At 37.7% G+C, this 15169-nt stretch carries 17 protein-coding genes and 1 pseudogene; 10 read left to right on the forward strand and 8 right to left on the reverse strand.

Annotated features, from left to right (window positions below; all coding sequences use genetic code 11):
* The first annotated feature begins 33 nt into the window (after positions 1 to 33).
* The 3 genes from JCM15074_RS03500 (at position 34) to JCM15074_RS03510 (ending at position 2849) form a co-directional block, all read left to right on the forward strand.
* Positions 34 to 549: a GNAT family N-acetyltransferase gene (locus JCM15074_RS03500; RefSeq protein WP_025819940.1), complete on the forward strand. Its 516-nt coding sequence runs from the start codon at positions 34 to 36 to the stop codon at positions 547 to 549.
* A 111-nt stretch (positions 550 to 660) separates the two neighbouring features.
* On the forward strand, positions 661 to 1200 hold the full coding sequence (locus JCM15074_RS03505) for a YfaZ family outer membrane protein (RefSeq protein ID WP_084266947.1): 540 nt from the start codon (positions 661 to 663) through the stop codon (positions 1198 to 1200).
* Positions 1201 to 1205: 5 nt separating this feature from the next.
* The gene (locus tag JCM15074_RS03510) at positions 1206 to 2849 is read left to right on the forward strand and encodes a 7TM diverse intracellular signaling domain-containing protein (protein ID WP_025819943.1); all 1644 of its coding nucleotides are present in this window, start codon (positions 1206 to 1208) and stop codon (positions 2847 to 2849) included.
* A 329-nt stretch (positions 2850 to 3178) separates the two neighbouring features.
* Here JCM15074_RS03510 and JCM15074_RS03520 read toward each other — a convergent pair whose 3' ends face one another.
* Positions 3179 to 4510, reverse strand: a complete 1332-nt coding sequence (locus JCM15074_RS03520; protein WP_025819944.1) for an RsmB/NOP family class I SAM-dependent RNA methyltransferase — start codon at positions 4508 to 4510, stop codon at positions 3179 to 3181.
* A gap of 152 nt (positions 4511 to 4662) precedes the next feature.
* Positions 4663 to 4914: a hypothetical protein gene (locus JCM15074_RS03525; protein WP_025819946.1), complete on the reverse strand. Its 252-nt coding sequence runs from the start codon at positions 4912 to 4914 to the stop codon at positions 4663 to 4665.
* Here JCM15074_RS03525 and JCM15074_RS20710 point away from each other — a divergent pair.
* Positions 4914 to 5690 (forward strand): 4'-phosphopantetheinyl transferase family protein, encoded by a 777-nt coding sequence (locus JCM15074_RS20710; protein ID WP_025819948.1) that lies wholly within the window; start codon positions 4914 to 4916, stop codon positions 5688 to 5690. The two genes, JCM15074_RS03525 and JCM15074_RS20710, sit on opposite strands and share 1 nt — an antisense overlap.
* A gap of 70 nt (positions 5691 to 5760) precedes the next feature.
* On the opposite strand, the pseudogene queF reads toward JCM15074_RS20710, so the two are convergent.
* Positions 5761 to 6617 (reverse strand): annotated as a pseudogene (gene queF, locus JCM15074_RS20715) (NADPH-dependent 7-cyano-7-deazaguanine reductase QueF).
* Positions 6618 to 6676: 59 nt separating this feature from the next.
* On the opposite strand from queF, the gene syd reads away from it, so the two are divergent.
* Positions 6677 to 7321: a SecY-interacting protein gene (gene syd / locus JCM15074_RS03540; protein WP_025819949.1), complete on the forward strand. Its 645-nt coding sequence runs from the start codon at positions 6677 to 6679 to the stop codon at positions 7319 to 7321.
* 7 nt (positions 7322 to 7328) lie between these two features.
* Here the strand turns inward: syd and JCM15074_RS03545 are convergent, their stop codons facing one another.
* Both JCM15074_RS03545 and JCM15074_RS03550 read right to left on the reverse strand, forming a co-directional pair.
* Entirely contained in the window at positions 7329 to 8102 is a 774-nt protein-coding gene (locus JCM15074_RS03545; protein ID WP_025819950.1) for a Zn-ribbon-containing protein, read from the reverse strand.
* Positions 8103 to 8106: 4 nt separating this feature from the next.
* Entirely contained in the window at positions 8107 to 8433 is a 327-nt protein-coding gene (locus JCM15074_RS03550; protein WP_025819951.1) for a hypothetical protein, read from the reverse strand.
* A gap of 149 nt (positions 8434 to 8582) precedes the next feature.
* Here JCM15074_RS03550 and JCM15074_RS03555 point away from each other — a divergent pair, with 149 nt between their 5' ends.
* Together JCM15074_RS03555 and JCM15074_RS03560 are read left to right on the forward strand one after the other, a co-directional pair.
* Complete coding sequence (locus JCM15074_RS03555; RefSeq protein ID WP_025819952.1) at positions 8583 to 8957, forward strand: DUF3192 domain-containing protein; 375 nt, start codon at positions 8583 to 8585, stop codon at positions 8955 to 8957.
* Positions 8958 to 9082: 125 nt separating this feature from the next.
* Positions 9083 to 9718 carry a GNAT family N-acetyltransferase gene (locus JCM15074_RS03560; protein ID WP_025819953.1) on the forward strand — a complete coding sequence of 212 codons (636 nt, stop codon included), beginning with the start codon at positions 9083 to 9085 and terminating at the stop codon, positions 9716 to 9718.
* 1333 nt (positions 9719 to 11051) lie between these two features.
* Here the strand turns inward: JCM15074_RS03560 and JCM15074_RS03570 are convergent.
* Both JCM15074_RS03570 and JCM15074_RS03575 read right to left on the reverse strand, forming a co-directional pair.
* Positions 11052 to 11441: a DUF3301 domain-containing protein gene (locus tag JCM15074_RS03570; RefSeq protein WP_025819954.1), complete on the reverse strand. Its 390-nt coding sequence runs from the start codon at positions 11439 to 11441 to the stop codon at positions 11052 to 11054.
* The gene (locus JCM15074_RS03575; RefSeq protein ID WP_025819955.1) at positions 11438 to 12448 is read right to left on the reverse strand and encodes a DUF3549 family protein; all 1011 of its coding nucleotides are present in this window, start codon (positions 12446 to 12448) and stop codon (positions 11438 to 11440) included. The genes JCM15074_RS03570 and JCM15074_RS03575 overlap by 4 nt, the downstream gene beginning before the upstream one ends.
* Positions 12449 to 12643: 195 nt before the next feature.
* Between JCM15074_RS03575 and JCM15074_RS03580 the strand changes: the two genes are divergently transcribed.
* From JCM15074_RS03580 to JCM15074_RS03590, 3 genes are read left to right on the forward strand one after another with little or no spacing between them, the layout of a single operon-like run.
* On the forward strand, positions 12644 to 12958 hold the full coding sequence (locus tag JCM15074_RS03580) for a YqcC family protein (RefSeq protein ID WP_025819956.1): 315 nt from the start codon (positions 12644 to 12646) through the stop codon (positions 12956 to 12958).
* A complete protein-coding gene (gene truC, locus JCM15074_RS03585; protein WP_025819957.1) occupies positions 12951 to 13772 on the forward strand; it encodes a tRNA pseudouridine(65) synthase TruC in 822 nt (273 codons plus the stop codon). Before JCM15074_RS03580 ends, truC begins: the two co-directional genes overlap by 8 nt.
* 51 nt (positions 13773 to 13823) lie before the next feature.
* Positions 13824 to 14267: a flavodoxin gene (locus JCM15074_RS03590; protein ID WP_025819959.1), complete on the forward strand. Its 444-nt coding sequence runs from the start codon at positions 13824 to 13826 to the stop codon at positions 14265 to 14267.
* 60 nt (positions 14268 to 14327) lie between these two features.
* On the opposite strand, the gene dapD is transcribed toward JCM15074_RS03590, so the two are convergent.
* Positions 14328 to 15152, reverse strand: a complete 825-nt coding sequence (gene dapD / locus JCM15074_RS03595; protein WP_025819960.1) for a 2,3,4,5-tetrahydropyridine-2,6-dicarboxylate N-succinyltransferase — start codon at positions 15150 to 15152, stop codon at positions 14328 to 14330.
* Between the last annotated feature and the right edge of the window lie 17 nt (positions 15153 to 15169).

Below are 15169 nucleotides of genomic sequence, written 5' to 3' on the forward strand. Positions count from 1 at the left end.
TTTAATTTTTCATGGTTTTTAAAGAGTTTCGTTATGGATCATTGTATTGAATCTATTCGGATTGAGGTCAGTGAGCAGGTAGATATGTTAAGCCAAGCTGCCGCACTGATCGATCATCGCGATGATAACGCCCACCCATTAGATCATGCTTCATTTTTTCGCTCTCGAGCTGTGATAGTTGCTTTGACGCCTGACAATACTGTTATTGGCTGTGCCGCGATTAAAGAGGGGCAGGGGGATGTCGCTGAATTTGGTTATTTAGTTGTCGCTCCTGCATTTCGTCGCCGTGGTATTGCTCAGCGATTAACAGAGAAAAGAACCCAAGTTGCTAAGGATTTAGGGATCAAATTGCTGTTTGCAACGATTAGAGACGAAAATCAAGCAAGTAAAGCCAATTTATTAAAAGCGGGTTGGCATTTTTGGGCAAACTTTTTAAGTATACGTGGTACCGGCAATGTTGTGGGCTGGTATTATTTTGCACTTGACGCTGCAACAAATGTAGATCAAATGATGAGTTCGTTAGTTGGCGATCGAATCACCGTTAAATAATATCGAAAAAAGTTACTCATTTCACAAAAAAATCTTAATTAAACATATAGATATAGATGAATAATTTGAGTCTGTGTATGCTACATCTTATTTAATTAATGTAGCATACATATGATGAAACAATTATGGTTAGTCGTGTTTGGTTGGTTAAGCATTTCAATGGCCGCACAGGCTGCTGAATTAGATGTTGGTATTAATGATGACAGCATTTTAGCGGCTACAGATATTGCTTTAACCGATCAAGCAACAAGTCGTTTCGAATATCGCTATTCAGATACCGGTGGTTATTATGCCGCAGCTGGCGTCTATTTCCAGCATCACGCCGGTGCCCAAAAAATTCAAATTGGTGGTAAGTTATCGCACTTATGGGCATTTCATGCTGAACATGGCACGATCATCGGTTTAGGTGGATTGTATCAACTTGATTTAGGTTCAAATCTTAGTGCAGAAGTCAGTGGTTACTACACACCAAGTGTATTAGCATTTGACGCGATAAAAAGACAATACGAATTTGATACACGATTACAATATCGACTAAATGATAGTCTTGCTGTGTATGGTGGATATCAATATATGCACTACAAATATGAATCTGGTCATGATCGTACTATCAATGCCGCTTGGTATCTTGGTACTAAGTTTAAGTTCTAAAAGTGATGAGCTCTCAACGTTGGCAGTGGTTAAGATATACATTAGTTTGCTTAATACTGATTTTTAGCTTTTCAAGTAAAGCCGCTAATGAAATACAGATCCTTGAGCATGTAGATTATTATCATGTTGATGCGCAATTTCCGCTGCCTCATTATTATGATGAAATTCCCACTTGGTTGCATAAGCAAACAAGGATTAATGGTGTAAAAAAAACGGGTGGAGAGTTTTATTTAGTTACATCATTGATGTTAGCCGGGGAGGCTAAAGCATGGACTTTGAATCTTCGTAAGCCTTTGATTGAACATATTGATTATTGGTTATATGGCAGTGATGGTAGCGTGCAGCATAAGCAAAGTGGTTTTTATGCGAAGCCACAGTTTAGCTTAAATTATGCTCGCAGTGTTGATATTAATCCTTATGTTGAATACTACATTATTATCAAAGTGAGTAGTCGTAATTTTAAAGTATCTCCAATTGTTGAAATTCAAGAATTAAATCAGCATGTTATTGATGCCCACGAACGTTCTTTACTTATACAGGTTATCATTGGCGGTTTACTTTTTTTAATGCTTTATCACTTTAGCTTATTTGTGATTAATCATGATAAAACCTACGGATATTATTCTTTATACGTTTTATTTTTAGCATTGGGTTGGGCATTTACATTTCATATACCCTCACAGTATTGGAATATATATTGGTTTGAAATTATACCCATTTTATTTTTGATGTTGCCTATTTGTAATGTCTTACTGTATAAGCATTTTTTAGGATTACCACAAATAGCCCCAAAACTTTGGTGTTATAGCAAATGGTTATTAGTACTGTCATGTGCTGCGATTGTCTGTGTTTGCATTAAAATTGAATACAGTTCGGCGATTGTTGCGACGGTTTTACTACTCTGGTTATTATTAGCATTGATTTGTGGCAATGTGTGCTTCTTAAATGGTTTTATGCCAAGTCGTTATTTTTTAATGGCTTTTATTTTAGTTTTTATTCCACTGCTATCAATATTACCTCATAATTTATCGATATTACCTGACATTATTCAGTATGCAGAGATAGCGCTTTTAGTTGGCTCGGCAATAGATGCATTATTTTTAGCATTAGCTTTAGTGGATAAACAAAATATTAATAATAATAAACGAGAACAACGCTTACAGATGTTTGCTGAATCTTGGCAAAACTTTAGGCGTGATCCTATGAGTCGTTTAGCTAATAAGTATGCATTTGATGATTATATTAATAACCATATTAGCTTTACCGAAGATGCGACTAAATTGTCACTCATTTTGGTTGAGATAGTCTCACATAATGATTTGACCGATAATTTAGAGCATGAACAACAACATGAGTTAGTTGGATGTTTCGTCGGACAACTGCAACAGATATCACTACCGCTTAAGAGTTTTAGGCTATCGACGTGGAAATTTGCAGTTGTGTTACCGGTAGATAATAAGCGTGAATTTATTGCTTATTTAAAAGTGATGAAATTTGGTATAGATAATGCTGATTTTGATGATGTAAATTTAGGTATTGGTGAAACAGATACTGAGTTAAATACTAATGTGTATGACTTACTTAGAAATGCTGAAAATAGTTTATATGAATATAAATGGTTGAAGCGACATCACTCATTAGTGGCTTAATATCAGTAAGTTAGCTTGCTAGTTTCTGAAACAGGTAAATAAAAATGGCAAGCTTTAGGCTTGCCATTTTTCTACCATTTTTTTGAAGTGGATTGACATTGATTGTCTTCAGAGTACTTACGTTTATTATCTTGACGACGTTGCTTTAAACGTTTGTCCTTCTGTTTATCCTTAATTTGATCTTCGCAAGACCAATCATCTTCAAAATCATAGTCATAAGACATTTTCTATATCCGTATACAGATTGAGTGAACATGCCTATTCTTATCAAAATTAGTTATGGTGAAAAGTGAAAAATTTTTATCGATAGTGACTAAAAATTTGACGTATCACTTTTGTTTAACCATACAGCACACAAACATGCCATCACTGTCTTGGGTATAAGGATATACGGTTAACATTTTTTGCTGAGTTTGAGTTAATGGATCGATTATTAGCATAAGCTCAAATTCAGGGTTGTTGGCCAAAAATTGAGTGATAACTTGTTCATTTTCATTACTGGCTAATGAGCAAGTGGCATAAACTAATTTGCCCCCATTTTTAACGGCTTTGGCACTACGAGATAAAATGTCTAATTGCAGTTCTGGGTAGTGTTGCAGTGACTCTGGGGTGTCCAGCCAACGCATATCCGGGTTACGACGCCAAGTCCCCGTACAGCTACAAGGAGCATCCACTAATACGCCATCAAATTGTGTATCAACGGGTAATGCTTCAGAAGTCCAAGGTTTGGTTGTAATACCTTTAAATCCAGCTCGTTTGGCTCGTTTAAGCAATTCTTGTAACACAAAAGGCCTAATATCTGATGCTGTTATCTTAGCATTTGCATTTTGTTGTTTAAGGATTGAAGCCAACTGTAACGTTTTGCCTCCAGCGCCTGAGCAAGTATCCCACCATTGTTCATTAGTTTGTGGCTGACAAATATAGCCAATAACTTGTGATGCTAAATCTTGAACTTCAACTTGGCCTTTCTTATAACAATCAATTTCATTTAAATTAATCGCTTGATGACCAAGTGAAATAGCGGTTGAAATCGATGGATTGATATCTGCATCAAATCCAGCCTGATTCAGCTGTTTTACTATTTCAGTGCTTGGGCTCGTTTGGGCTCTTAGCCATAATGGTGGGCGAGTGCACATAGATTCGATTAATGCTGTTTTATCGCAGTTATCGGCAACCATAGGCCAAAACCAAGCTGGCATAAGTGATTCGGCAGTGACCTTTACACCCGCTACAATTTCTACCAGTTGCTGCTTTTGAGTTAAGTTAGCTGCTGGTGGTAATTGCTCAATTTGGGCGAAACGTTGCCATGACTCAATAATATTGTGCCATTGATGTTGTTCGAGTGTCGCTGCTAGTGTCAGTAATTTAAACCAATCTTGGCTTTGCTGATATTGACCAACCTGTTGCAGCCATCCCCACCATCTGAATAGTGCAAACAAGCTTTCTCTGATCACTTTACGATCTTTTGAACCATGCTTTTTATGCTCTCTGAAATACTCAGCAATCACTTTATCTGCAGGTTTTTGTTCATTTAACACATAGCTGAATAATGAAAAAATAGTATTAGCATAACTTAGCGCTCTTTTTTCGTTACCATTTTGCGTCTCAATGATTGGATCGATTGTAAGTGAATAATTGAGGATGGGGGTTGTTGTTGCCATCAAATAAACCTAGATAAAATGCGTTAAAATACGCTAAAACTGGAATTAGCGTTATTTTAGCAGACTTTATAGTAATGATGGCATTAAAGCCTAAATGGCTTGTTTAAATAATTTGGGGTAATGTCATGGGCTAATCAAATATTGGATCGCAATTACTTTTGATAAACCTTACCGCCGATTATTTTAAAAGCGGGAACGCCTCTGATGAGTGTTTCGCGGGCAAAAGTCTGCTGGCATACTGGACAGACTGCAGTAGTTGAGGTGTAATCCTCAACGATACGTTCTTTGAAGCATTTGACTAACGCACCTTTACCACCTTTTCGATATTTATAAAGTTGCTGTTTGCATTTTGAACAGTAAATATTAACTGTTTGCTGAGGTCCTTTCGGATTAGGTTTTGCCATTGAATATTCCAGATCAAAACAAACAATCTCATTACCAATTATGGCTTTGTTCATTAGTTGATATTGAACAACTGGCACCGCAATATCGGCACTGGTTATCTGCTGCGGAAATCACTAAAGTTAACGCTTATGCGACTCAAGGTAAGCAGCAGCGAGCATTATTGGTACGTATTTTCGTTCGTTATATATTAAGTTTATATTGCCATAAATTACCACAAGAGCTGCTGTTTCTGTATGACATAAACGGTAAGCCTCAATTAATTCAAAACCCATTATCAAATAATGTTCAATTTAATATCAGCCATAGTGGTGATTACCTACTTGTTGGTGTGTCTTGTACAAACGAATCAGCGTCATTGGGGGTGGATATTGAGCAGATAAAATTACGAACTAACATTAATGAAATATCATCTCATTTTTTTCACCCTAATGAGCAATCGAAATTAGAGGTTTTACCAAGCGCATTGCAACGGCAATATTTTTTTCAATTATGGTGTTTAAAAGAGGCGAGGTTAAAAGCAACTGGGCAAGGTCTAAGTCAGTCTCTTGCAAGTTTTGAGGTTGATGTGAGCTTAGCTGAAATAATTAATGTACGTCAGTTAGCTAATAATCAGTTAAGATTTTTCTCAAGCTCCGTAAGTGAAACTCATTGGTCAACCATTGCTGGTATTATTAACAGTCACTATTGTTTTGCATTATGTGCTCAAACACCAATAGTGATGGATGCATTAGATTGTCATTGGCTTGATATTCATTCTTTAACAGCTATAGCCTAACCGCTTCAGGTTGTTTCTCTTATTTAAATAGAAATAGGCGCAGATTGCGCCTATTTCTATGACGGATATTTTACTGCCTGGCAAGGCGATGATTTTCAGGTAAATGCTCAAAATCGCTACGATATGGATTGATATCTAAGCCACCACGGCGAGTATAGCGCGCATAAACGGTGAGTTTACTGCATTGACAGAAGCGTTTTAAGTCAACAAAAATACGTTCAACACATTGCTCATGGAACTCATTGTGTTGTCTAAATGAAATGAGATAGCGTAGTAGCTTTTCTCTATCAATTTTAGGCCCTTGATAACGGATCATGACACTCCCCCAATCAGGTTGAGAGGTATTAGGCAATTTGACTTTAACAAGTTTGATGTGAGTGTTTCTGCTACAACTTGCTTTTCATCAGTACTGTCGAGCAGTAAATCAGCATTAAATTGATAATTATCCACTTCAATATCTAAATCATCAAGTAAGTGACCTGGAAGTTCCGCAATACGCATCGTTGCAAAGTGCTTAACTTCAATGATTTTGACGGTTACGGTGCCTTGTGCACATTGACTTAAATCGGCAGTAAGTGTTTGTTGGACGGCTTCTACTGAGTCAAACTTTGTCTGATTGAAACTATTGAGATACAGTTTAAAAGACTTTGATTCAACTAAGTTTTTAGTTGAGAAATCAAGTGTGAATTCTGCGATGGCAACGATAGGCTTACCTTTGGCATTTAACCAAGATAATTCATAGCCGGTCCAAATATCTGCACCAGTAAATGGCAGCTCTTGGGTTAGCCCAATCGCATCTCGATTTAATTTTCTTGGAACCGCTTGCAGTAAAGAGGCATCATAAGTTGCCTGATACTCAGTCGCTTTACCTAATGTAAGACCCGCTAATTCGGCTGCATCATGGTAAGGATCATGATTTTGTGTCATCAAATTTAATTCCATGTCAAAATATCTATCTATTATACCAAAGATTGGAAATCTGCTCAGTGTCTTGTAGCTTATCTTTAGAAGAATTTATTCAGCGCTATATTAATGACTACCAAACTAGTTTGGGTGACTTGCCTCAATATTACTTTATGGGTGAGCAAAGCCCATGCTGTGAAAAAATAGTGGCAGAAGATATTGCGTCAGGCTGGCAATTGGTTGTACGAGATAATCCAGGTAAATTTGACAATGTTGCCGCCGCGTTAAATCTCGAACTACATTCTGAAATAGACGCTTTTTACGGTCAATATTTTGCTGCACCAATGTTATTTGATTCGCCTTGGGGACAAGGTGAATTATTGCAGGTGTATAGTGAAGATGATTTTGAGTATTTGCAGAAAAATATCATTGGTCATTTGATGATGAAGCAAAAGCTTAAACAGCCTTTAACTTGGTTTATTGGCGTGATTGGTGATGATGAACAGATGGTGACTGTCAATAATGATGACAGTAGTGTTTGGATTGAAGTACCTGGTGAAATACAGTCAATTCGGTTAGCAGATAGTTTATCGTTATTTATGGATGAGTTATCTGTGGTGATTGCGCCACCTGTTATGCATCAATCTCATTCACCGACTCATTACGAGCATCCTGGTATTATTGAGCGTATGAAGATAATGTGGCGCAACTTACGTGGTCGTGCTTAACTCTCGATTATAAGTAATCCCAAGATATATTAGATACAATTCGGCAGTGATCACACTTAAACTGGAACATATCTAATAGCGGCTCAGCTAATTTCCAATTGGCTGAGCCACATTTTGGACAAACTCTATCAAGCTCATCTTGTTTGCTGTTGCCGCCCACACGATAAAGATAGTAGTAGGTTGGAATTTTAGTTAAAAACTCAATACGGCCTCTAAGATCCCAGCCTCTTCTAAATAAGTCACTTTCAACGGTAGATAACTCCGTCAGTGCTGCAAATTCAGCTTGAGTTGCCGCCGCCATTTGTAGTTCATCACAAGCTTGCCATTCCGTTTGCCATTTTATAATTCGTTTATGATCGCCATTGAATGTTGCTGGAAGGCGATATAGTGGAATGGGCAACAAGTTATCACCATTGCGTACAGGTGAGCACATATGAACATAGCTTGTATAAAGAACCTGCCAGCTTGGTGTATCGATACAGCTCACTTCTGAGTTGATGTCTTGGCCGATATACTTTTCTCTTGGGGTTAACAGTTTTGCTTGCGTTAATTGCAGCAAAGCTTGTTTAGCCCAAGCACTATTGAATTTATGCGATAGGCTATTTTTTTCAGGTAACAGTAATCGAACTTTAAATTCGCCATCATTAAATGCAACTGCAAATTCTCGACCTAAAATTTGGCCATTAGCACGCCATGCTTCGAGCAATTGGTTAATCGCCTGTTCCGCAGCAGTAATCGTGGTATCTGCATAGCACTCAAATCTTAATTCAGTGACAAACATATGACTAAGATCCTTGCTGCTCTAAAACCTCAATACGAGCGAGTAATGCCTGTTGCGCTAACATTAATTGCTTCACTTGCATTTCAAGTTGTTCGACTTGCTTTTCTAAAGGTGATTTAGTCGATGTTATCGGCGTAGACGCCGTCGTGAAATTAGCGGTTAAATTTAACTGTTCTTGTGGTGATAAAGCTTTAAATCGTTGTAAGCCTTTAATGATTACAGGCATTGGAATTTGAGCTTCAAGCTTATTTTTAATTAAGGCTAGAGTTGGGGTTTTACCGGCTAACATTAACGCTTTAGCTGTAATCATTACTTGGTTAATTTGACTCATTGATAACTAATCTCACCATCTATACAACAAATTGTTTTAAATAAATCAAAAATAATTAATTAAATCATATAAATATCTGCATTTCTGATTTGGCATAACTATTGCTTTTGAAGCAATGGTGTATTGTAACAAACTGCAAGGAAGATAAAATGCCAAAAATGATAAAAAGCCTACTTGTTTTACCTATAATCGCAGGACTTAGTGCTTGCTCCATTAATATTGCAAGCAATGATGACGATAGCGGCCAGTATAAGTTTCATAAAATAGAGCGTCAAAATAAGCAGCATATTACTCAATTAAACATGGGGATGACGCAAGAGCAAGTTCAGTTATTAATGGGGAAGCCAGAATTAACCGAAGCGTACAATAAAAAAGGACAAGCAATGAAAATCTTATTTTATCGTACCCAATGGCAACATGGTGATGGGCAAACGACTAAAGATGAATGTACTGCTTTAATTTTTGAAAACGGTAATTTAATGGGTTGGGGAGATACAGCTTATCAACAAATGGCAATGTTCTAAAAAACTGGAATATTGTTAAATAGTTGTTACTATAAAGGCTGGATTTATTTCAGTGGCGCTCAATGGAGGATAGCAAGGATAGCAAGGATAGCGTTAGCTACTGTTATCAACCATTGGGAGCTAACATGTCATCTGAATCATTATTACCTTACAGGGCTGTTTATTTAACTGCAGAAGATCTTCGTTCGGCAGCCTCGTTACTTTATAACGCCTACCTCAATGATCCCTTATTTAAAAGCAGCTTAACTTTTGTTGACGAAAGTCATTATCAACAAAAATTAAGAGCGAGTATTCGAGAAGAATTAAATCAATTATGGCTTGAGGAGCAGACGCTTATTGGTTTATTTGAAGGTTCTCGTCTCGTGGGCGTTGTATCGATTGTGATGCCGCAATTAATTGGGGATGCAAGATTTTGGCATTGGCGTTTAAAGATGTTATTAGCCGCGGGATGGAAAAGTACTCAGGCATTAATAGCAAAAGAACAATCGATACTTGAACATTTACCGGAAAAGCACTGTGCCATTGTGCAATTTGTTGCCGTAGCACCAACAGAACAGCATAAGGGCGTTGGTGGTCGTTTACTGACTGTAGTGAAAAGCTGGTGTGATGAACAACCTAATATTGATGGTATTGGGGTTTTTGTGAGTGATAATAATCATGTGACATTATTTCAGCAGCAAGGATTCGGATTTATTTCAGAGATCACGATTGGCGATGTTGCTGGTGGTTTGTATCATTATGTTTCTAATTCGTTTAATTAAGCCATTTTAATAAAGTGGTGGCATTGAAGATTTAGAGAAGCTGGTTGTGAGAAATATCTCGCTTACAGTGTGGGAATATGGCTACTCATTAGGTACTTGTTGGTTGCGGGATTGCTTGTAAGTGTCTAATAATAAATATAAATAAATTATTTCGTTATTTTTATTAAGAGTTTGAAGTCTTCTTTTAATTAATATTCCATGTATAAAAAATGTTTTTATTTGGTAAAATTTATCTCGGAAATCAGGGACGAACTATTAGCTATTTAGAGTTAGTAAAGAAATAAGAATCTGGAAGTATTCTTTAGTCAGGGTGACAAAGGGATATGGAATGCAATTGGATAGCAAAATAATCTAGCATGATTATTTTAGGGACATCATTAGGGAATATCTAAATGGATTGCTTGATGGATTAAGTAGCGGGGATGGAGTTCCAATATGGATTTGAACCTGCAATAGGATATTGCTTAAGGATTAATGTATAGGACATACAAGCAGGGTGCAGGAGAAAATTTACGCAAGGATGGTGCAGGGAGCATTCATTGAGCTGGATAGCACACATTGTTTAGAGTTAGTCGGGCGCGTTTATCGCGCCCTTTTCTTTTGATAAACAATGGTTAAGCTTTTACTTGCTTACTCATATTGCTACAAATTTTGTGAGAGATATCTTACAAATATGTAAGATATAAGCATATGCCTTACAAAATACCAATCTGTAACATATTGATATTTAAGTGATTAAATCAAAATGTAGTGTAGTTGTTAATGTTAGGTTGAAATAATTTAAATAAGTTGTCGACATTGATGCTCGTTTTTGTATAAAATGAGTCCATAGCTTAGGAAGAGCTAGAGAAACAAAAGGGAACTAATCAGGATGATTAGCTGATTAAACAGGATGTTTAGTCATTATGGATAGTTACAGAGGGACTTGTTGGACACAATACTTGAGTGTATTGCCTGTTTACTAGGATGGTGAACAGAGTTATGGATAACAAAGTTGCGATGGAAAGCTCAGGGATGGATTTAAGGACACGCTTAAGGATAAGCAAGCCTGATAAATGATTTATCAGTTGAAAATGGAAAATATGGAAATATTAGGCAGGACGCCGAATTTATACGCATGGATGGTGCAGGGAGCACGAGAAATAGCGGGATAGCTTACACTAAGTCAAGAAGGGCACAGCAGAAGCTGTGCCCTTTTTCCGTTTTGTACAAGTTACTTTGTCTTCTTGCTTTAGTGTTCGTCTGTTGAAATGAAGTTTTAAGAATGAGAAGTGGTAGAGCAAGATAAGAAGTTAGGTTTCCTGTGCGGTAAACCTAACTGTCATAGACGGTATTACTTTTTACAACCTGAGTTACAGCTGCCCCTTGAGCCACATCCACCACCAATAGACCCTTTAGTCATAGGGGCTTCTAACCAGTCGGGCTCTGGAAAAATAGGCCATTGAATTTTTTGGATCTGTTTACCGCGCATGGTAATTGTAGCTTTAAATTGATTAATACCATCTGTGCTAAATTCAAGCATATATTTTGCTTGCCAACAGATACCTGAATGTCCGCCAAACGAAGGACGTGCAGACTCCATCGCAATGGCTAATAATTGTACTTTTTGTTTTTGGCATTCTCTTTCTGCAAATCGTCGACTGATCTCTGCCATCTGTCTTAACTGCCAAAAGAAAGCGGCTATGACACCAACGGCTAGAATGAGTAATACATCTGTCATCATGATAAAGTCGCCTTAAATAATCCGCCAATTCTCATACTAAGTTGTTGGCTCCGATTAGGGTTGCGTAATTCAGTTAAAATACAGTTTCTTAACAATGGAATCGCCACAATATCAGCAAAAATTTGATTGAAAAAGTGTTGTGGTTGCTTTGCTAATGCTTCTAAATAAATTGTGCGAGTTTGATCGTGTTTTAGAGCAATCCAATTTCTGGCGGCAATAGTGATTAATTCATGTTCATCTAAAACCTGTTGTTGTTCAAGATATTCAATCGCTTGTATTGTGCATTCTGCATTGGATGCAAGACCACGTAACCAGTATGAATACATACTATGATCATGAGCATGTTTGATTTTTTTGAGTAATAACTGGCTCAACTCTACAGTGATCTGAATATTTTCCAAGCATTGACATAGCGCAATTTGAACTTGATCTGGTGCAAATTTAAATGCGTTCATAATGATATCCGCATGATCTAATTGATCATATCTGGCACAAATATCTGCAATGCCTTGTAATCCGACGTGTTGCCAATTATCAGTTTGTTGAGTTAAATACTGGTATGCAAAGTCATATTGTTGACTTGTATTTTGACCTAAATGACGACGGACAAGAGCGTTAAAGAATGCAAGCTTTTCTTGACTAGGTTTAAAGCTAAAAGGGTGATTAGCTAACTTTTGTTGTTCTTCATCATTTAGTGGTTGTGTTAAATCTTTACCAAGAGCTTCAAGTATCATTTTTATAAATTGGCTACGAGGAGCAGGGCTTAGTAGGCCTTTTTCATCAAGTGGTAATTTTAAGAACCAAATATAAGGCATCTGGCTTTTTTGCCAGAAAACGATGGCAAATTGAGCGTGTCCTTGAATTGGATAAGGGTAAGGACTCATTAAAGATTCAATTTGATGAAAAGCCATCATATCAATATTTACTACACGCCGACCTAAGTCATACACTTGAAATTGCGTATTTGCGGTGGTCAGAAATTGGCTTAAGGTGGTGATTTCAGACATTGGATACCAGTTTAGTTATATTAATCGCAGCTATTATACTTAAATTGGTTATTGATTGAGTGATTTTCAAGTGACCTATCGCAGATATTTAAGATCAAACTTCATTACTAGCACTTTGTAGAAATTGAGTGTAGGCGAAAAAGTAATGGTATAATTGACGACTTCAGTTTGTAACTGCTAAAAGCGAGACGATCGATGTTATACCAAAAAACTCAGCAACAGTTGTTATTGATTGAGCATGAACTAAAACGTATAGGTTGCTGGAGTGATACCGCACCAAGCTCGCAAGCGTTGATGAGTACGATGCCATTTGCATGTGACTTAATGCCATTAGAGCAGTGGCTACAATTTATTTTTATTCCTAAAATGCAGCAATTGATTATTGCTAAACAACCTTTACCAAACAAAATATCTATTGCCCCTATGGCAGAACATGTATGGGCGAGTGCGATGGATAAAGCGTTACTAATTACGCAAATTAATGAGTTGGATATATTGCTAAATGAATGATCAAATCTCTGTTGAAGATGACGATATTGAACTAGAAATTGCACCTGAAATTAAGGTGCTTTACGAAGATGACGATGTCGTTGTTATTCACAAACCTGCTGGTTTATTGGTACACCGTAGTTATTTAGCACGTAAAGAGCGTTTTTTTGCGATGCAGTTAACGCGTGATCTAGTGGGATGTCATGTTTTTCCTGTCCATAGGCTCGATCGACCAACGTCAGGCGTATTATTATTTGCTAAAAGCAGTGAGAGCGCTAAGAATTTATGCCAGCAGTTTGCTGAACATACCATTGAAAAGCATTACTTAGCATTAGTTCGCGGCAATATGCACGAAGCTGCTATTTTAGATTATCCACTGAAAGAAGAATTTGATGCGCTTGGTGATAAAGATGTTGATCCCAATAAAGCTGCGCAAGAAGCAGTAACTGCATATTGGCCATTATTGAATAGTGAAATTCCTTATAGTTCAGGTCGTTATCCTACCAGTCGTTTTGGGTTAGTGCATTTAATGCCTCATACTGGCCGTAAACATCAACTTCGTCGCCATCTAGCGCATTTAAGACATCCTATTTTAGGGGATACTACGCACGGTGATGGTAAACAAAATCGATTTTTTAGAGAACACTTTAACTGTAATCGCTTATGGCTGATTGCGAAAAAGTTAGTATTTTCGCATCCAGTCACGGGTGAACGCATTTCGGTTGAGACAGAGCTTGAATCTGAATGGTTGACTGTTTTTGCAGGACTTGGTTGGAGTGAGCAAGATTTACAAGGCTCACCAGATTTTTTAGTAGCTTCAGACTTGTCCTGCTAGCGAACTGATCGTATCTTGGTAACATGTTGTTTAAGTAAGGATACTTAGTAAATGCAAAAAATAAATTTAGTTTATGGTACGGTTTATGGCAGTGCTCAATATGTTGCAGAAACTTTTGCAACTGAGTTTGCTGAGCGCAACATGGAGCATCAGCTTTGGCAACCTAATGAATTAGTCGGCTGGCAGCCAGCTGAAGATGAATTATTGATTGTGGTTTGCGCAACGACGGGTAATGGCGACTTGCCCGACGATATCCTACCTTGGTTTACAGAATTAAAAGATAAAGCGCCTTATCTACCAAACTTACAATATGCATTAGTTGGACTTGGGGACTCGAGTTATGAGCATTTCTGTGGTGCGATAATTCAGTTTGAAGAGCTATTACAAGAGTTAGGTGCGAAGCCCTTGTATCAAACTTTAAAGATAGATGCTTGCGAAACCATGGAACCTGAGGTTGATGCAAAAGTCTGGTTAGATGGCATTGTGCCAGCTTGAATGGGTATTACATATAAAAAAGGTCAGCAATAATGCTGACCTTTTTATTGTTTGCTGATATTAATCAACAATACGTAGTAATTCGTTAATGCCTACTTTGCTGCGAGTTTTAGCGTCAACTTTCTTCACAATAATTGCCGCGTATAAGCTGTAAGTTCCGCATTTTGATGGCAAGCTACCAGCAACAACAACAGAACCTGCCGGTACTCGACCATAATGGATTTCACCCGTTTCACGATCAAAAATACGAGTACTTTGACCAATGAAAACGCCCATTGAAATAACTGAACCTTCTTCGACAATTACACCTTCAACAACTTCTGAACGTGCACCGATAAAGCAGTTATCTTCAATGATGGTTGGGCCAGCTTGAAGTGGCTCTAAAACACCACCAATGCCTACACCGCCAGATAAGTGTACATTTTTACCAATTTGTGCACATGAACCTACAGTTGCCCATGTATCAACCATAGTGCCTTCGTCAACGTAAGCACCTAAGTTAACGTAAGACGGCATAAGTACGGTATTACGTGCGATAAATGAACCTTTACGCACGCTTGCTGGTGGCGCAACACGGATGCCTTCTTGCTTAAAGCGAGCTTCGTCGTAATCAGCAAATTTCATCGGTACTTTATCAAAGTACTTAGTTTCGCCGCCTTCCATCACTTTGTTATCAAAAATACGGAATGAAAGTAAAACTGCTTTCTTAAGCCATTGATTGACCTGCCATTCACCGTCAATTTTTTCAGCAACTCTTACTTCGCCTTTATCAAGCATATCGATAACGGTTTGTACGTCAGCACGTAAGCTTGGCTCAACTGTTGCTGGACTAATTTCTGCGCGAGCTTCAAAAGCTGCCTCAATACGTTGGCGTAAAGCCTCCATCTGTATCTCCAATTTTG

Origin of the sequence: Shewanella marina JCM 15074, from assembly GCF_000614975.1 — a bacterium.
Classification (GTDB): domain Bacteria; phylum Pseudomonadota; class Gammaproteobacteria; order Enterobacterales; family Shewanellaceae; genus Shewanella; species Shewanella marina.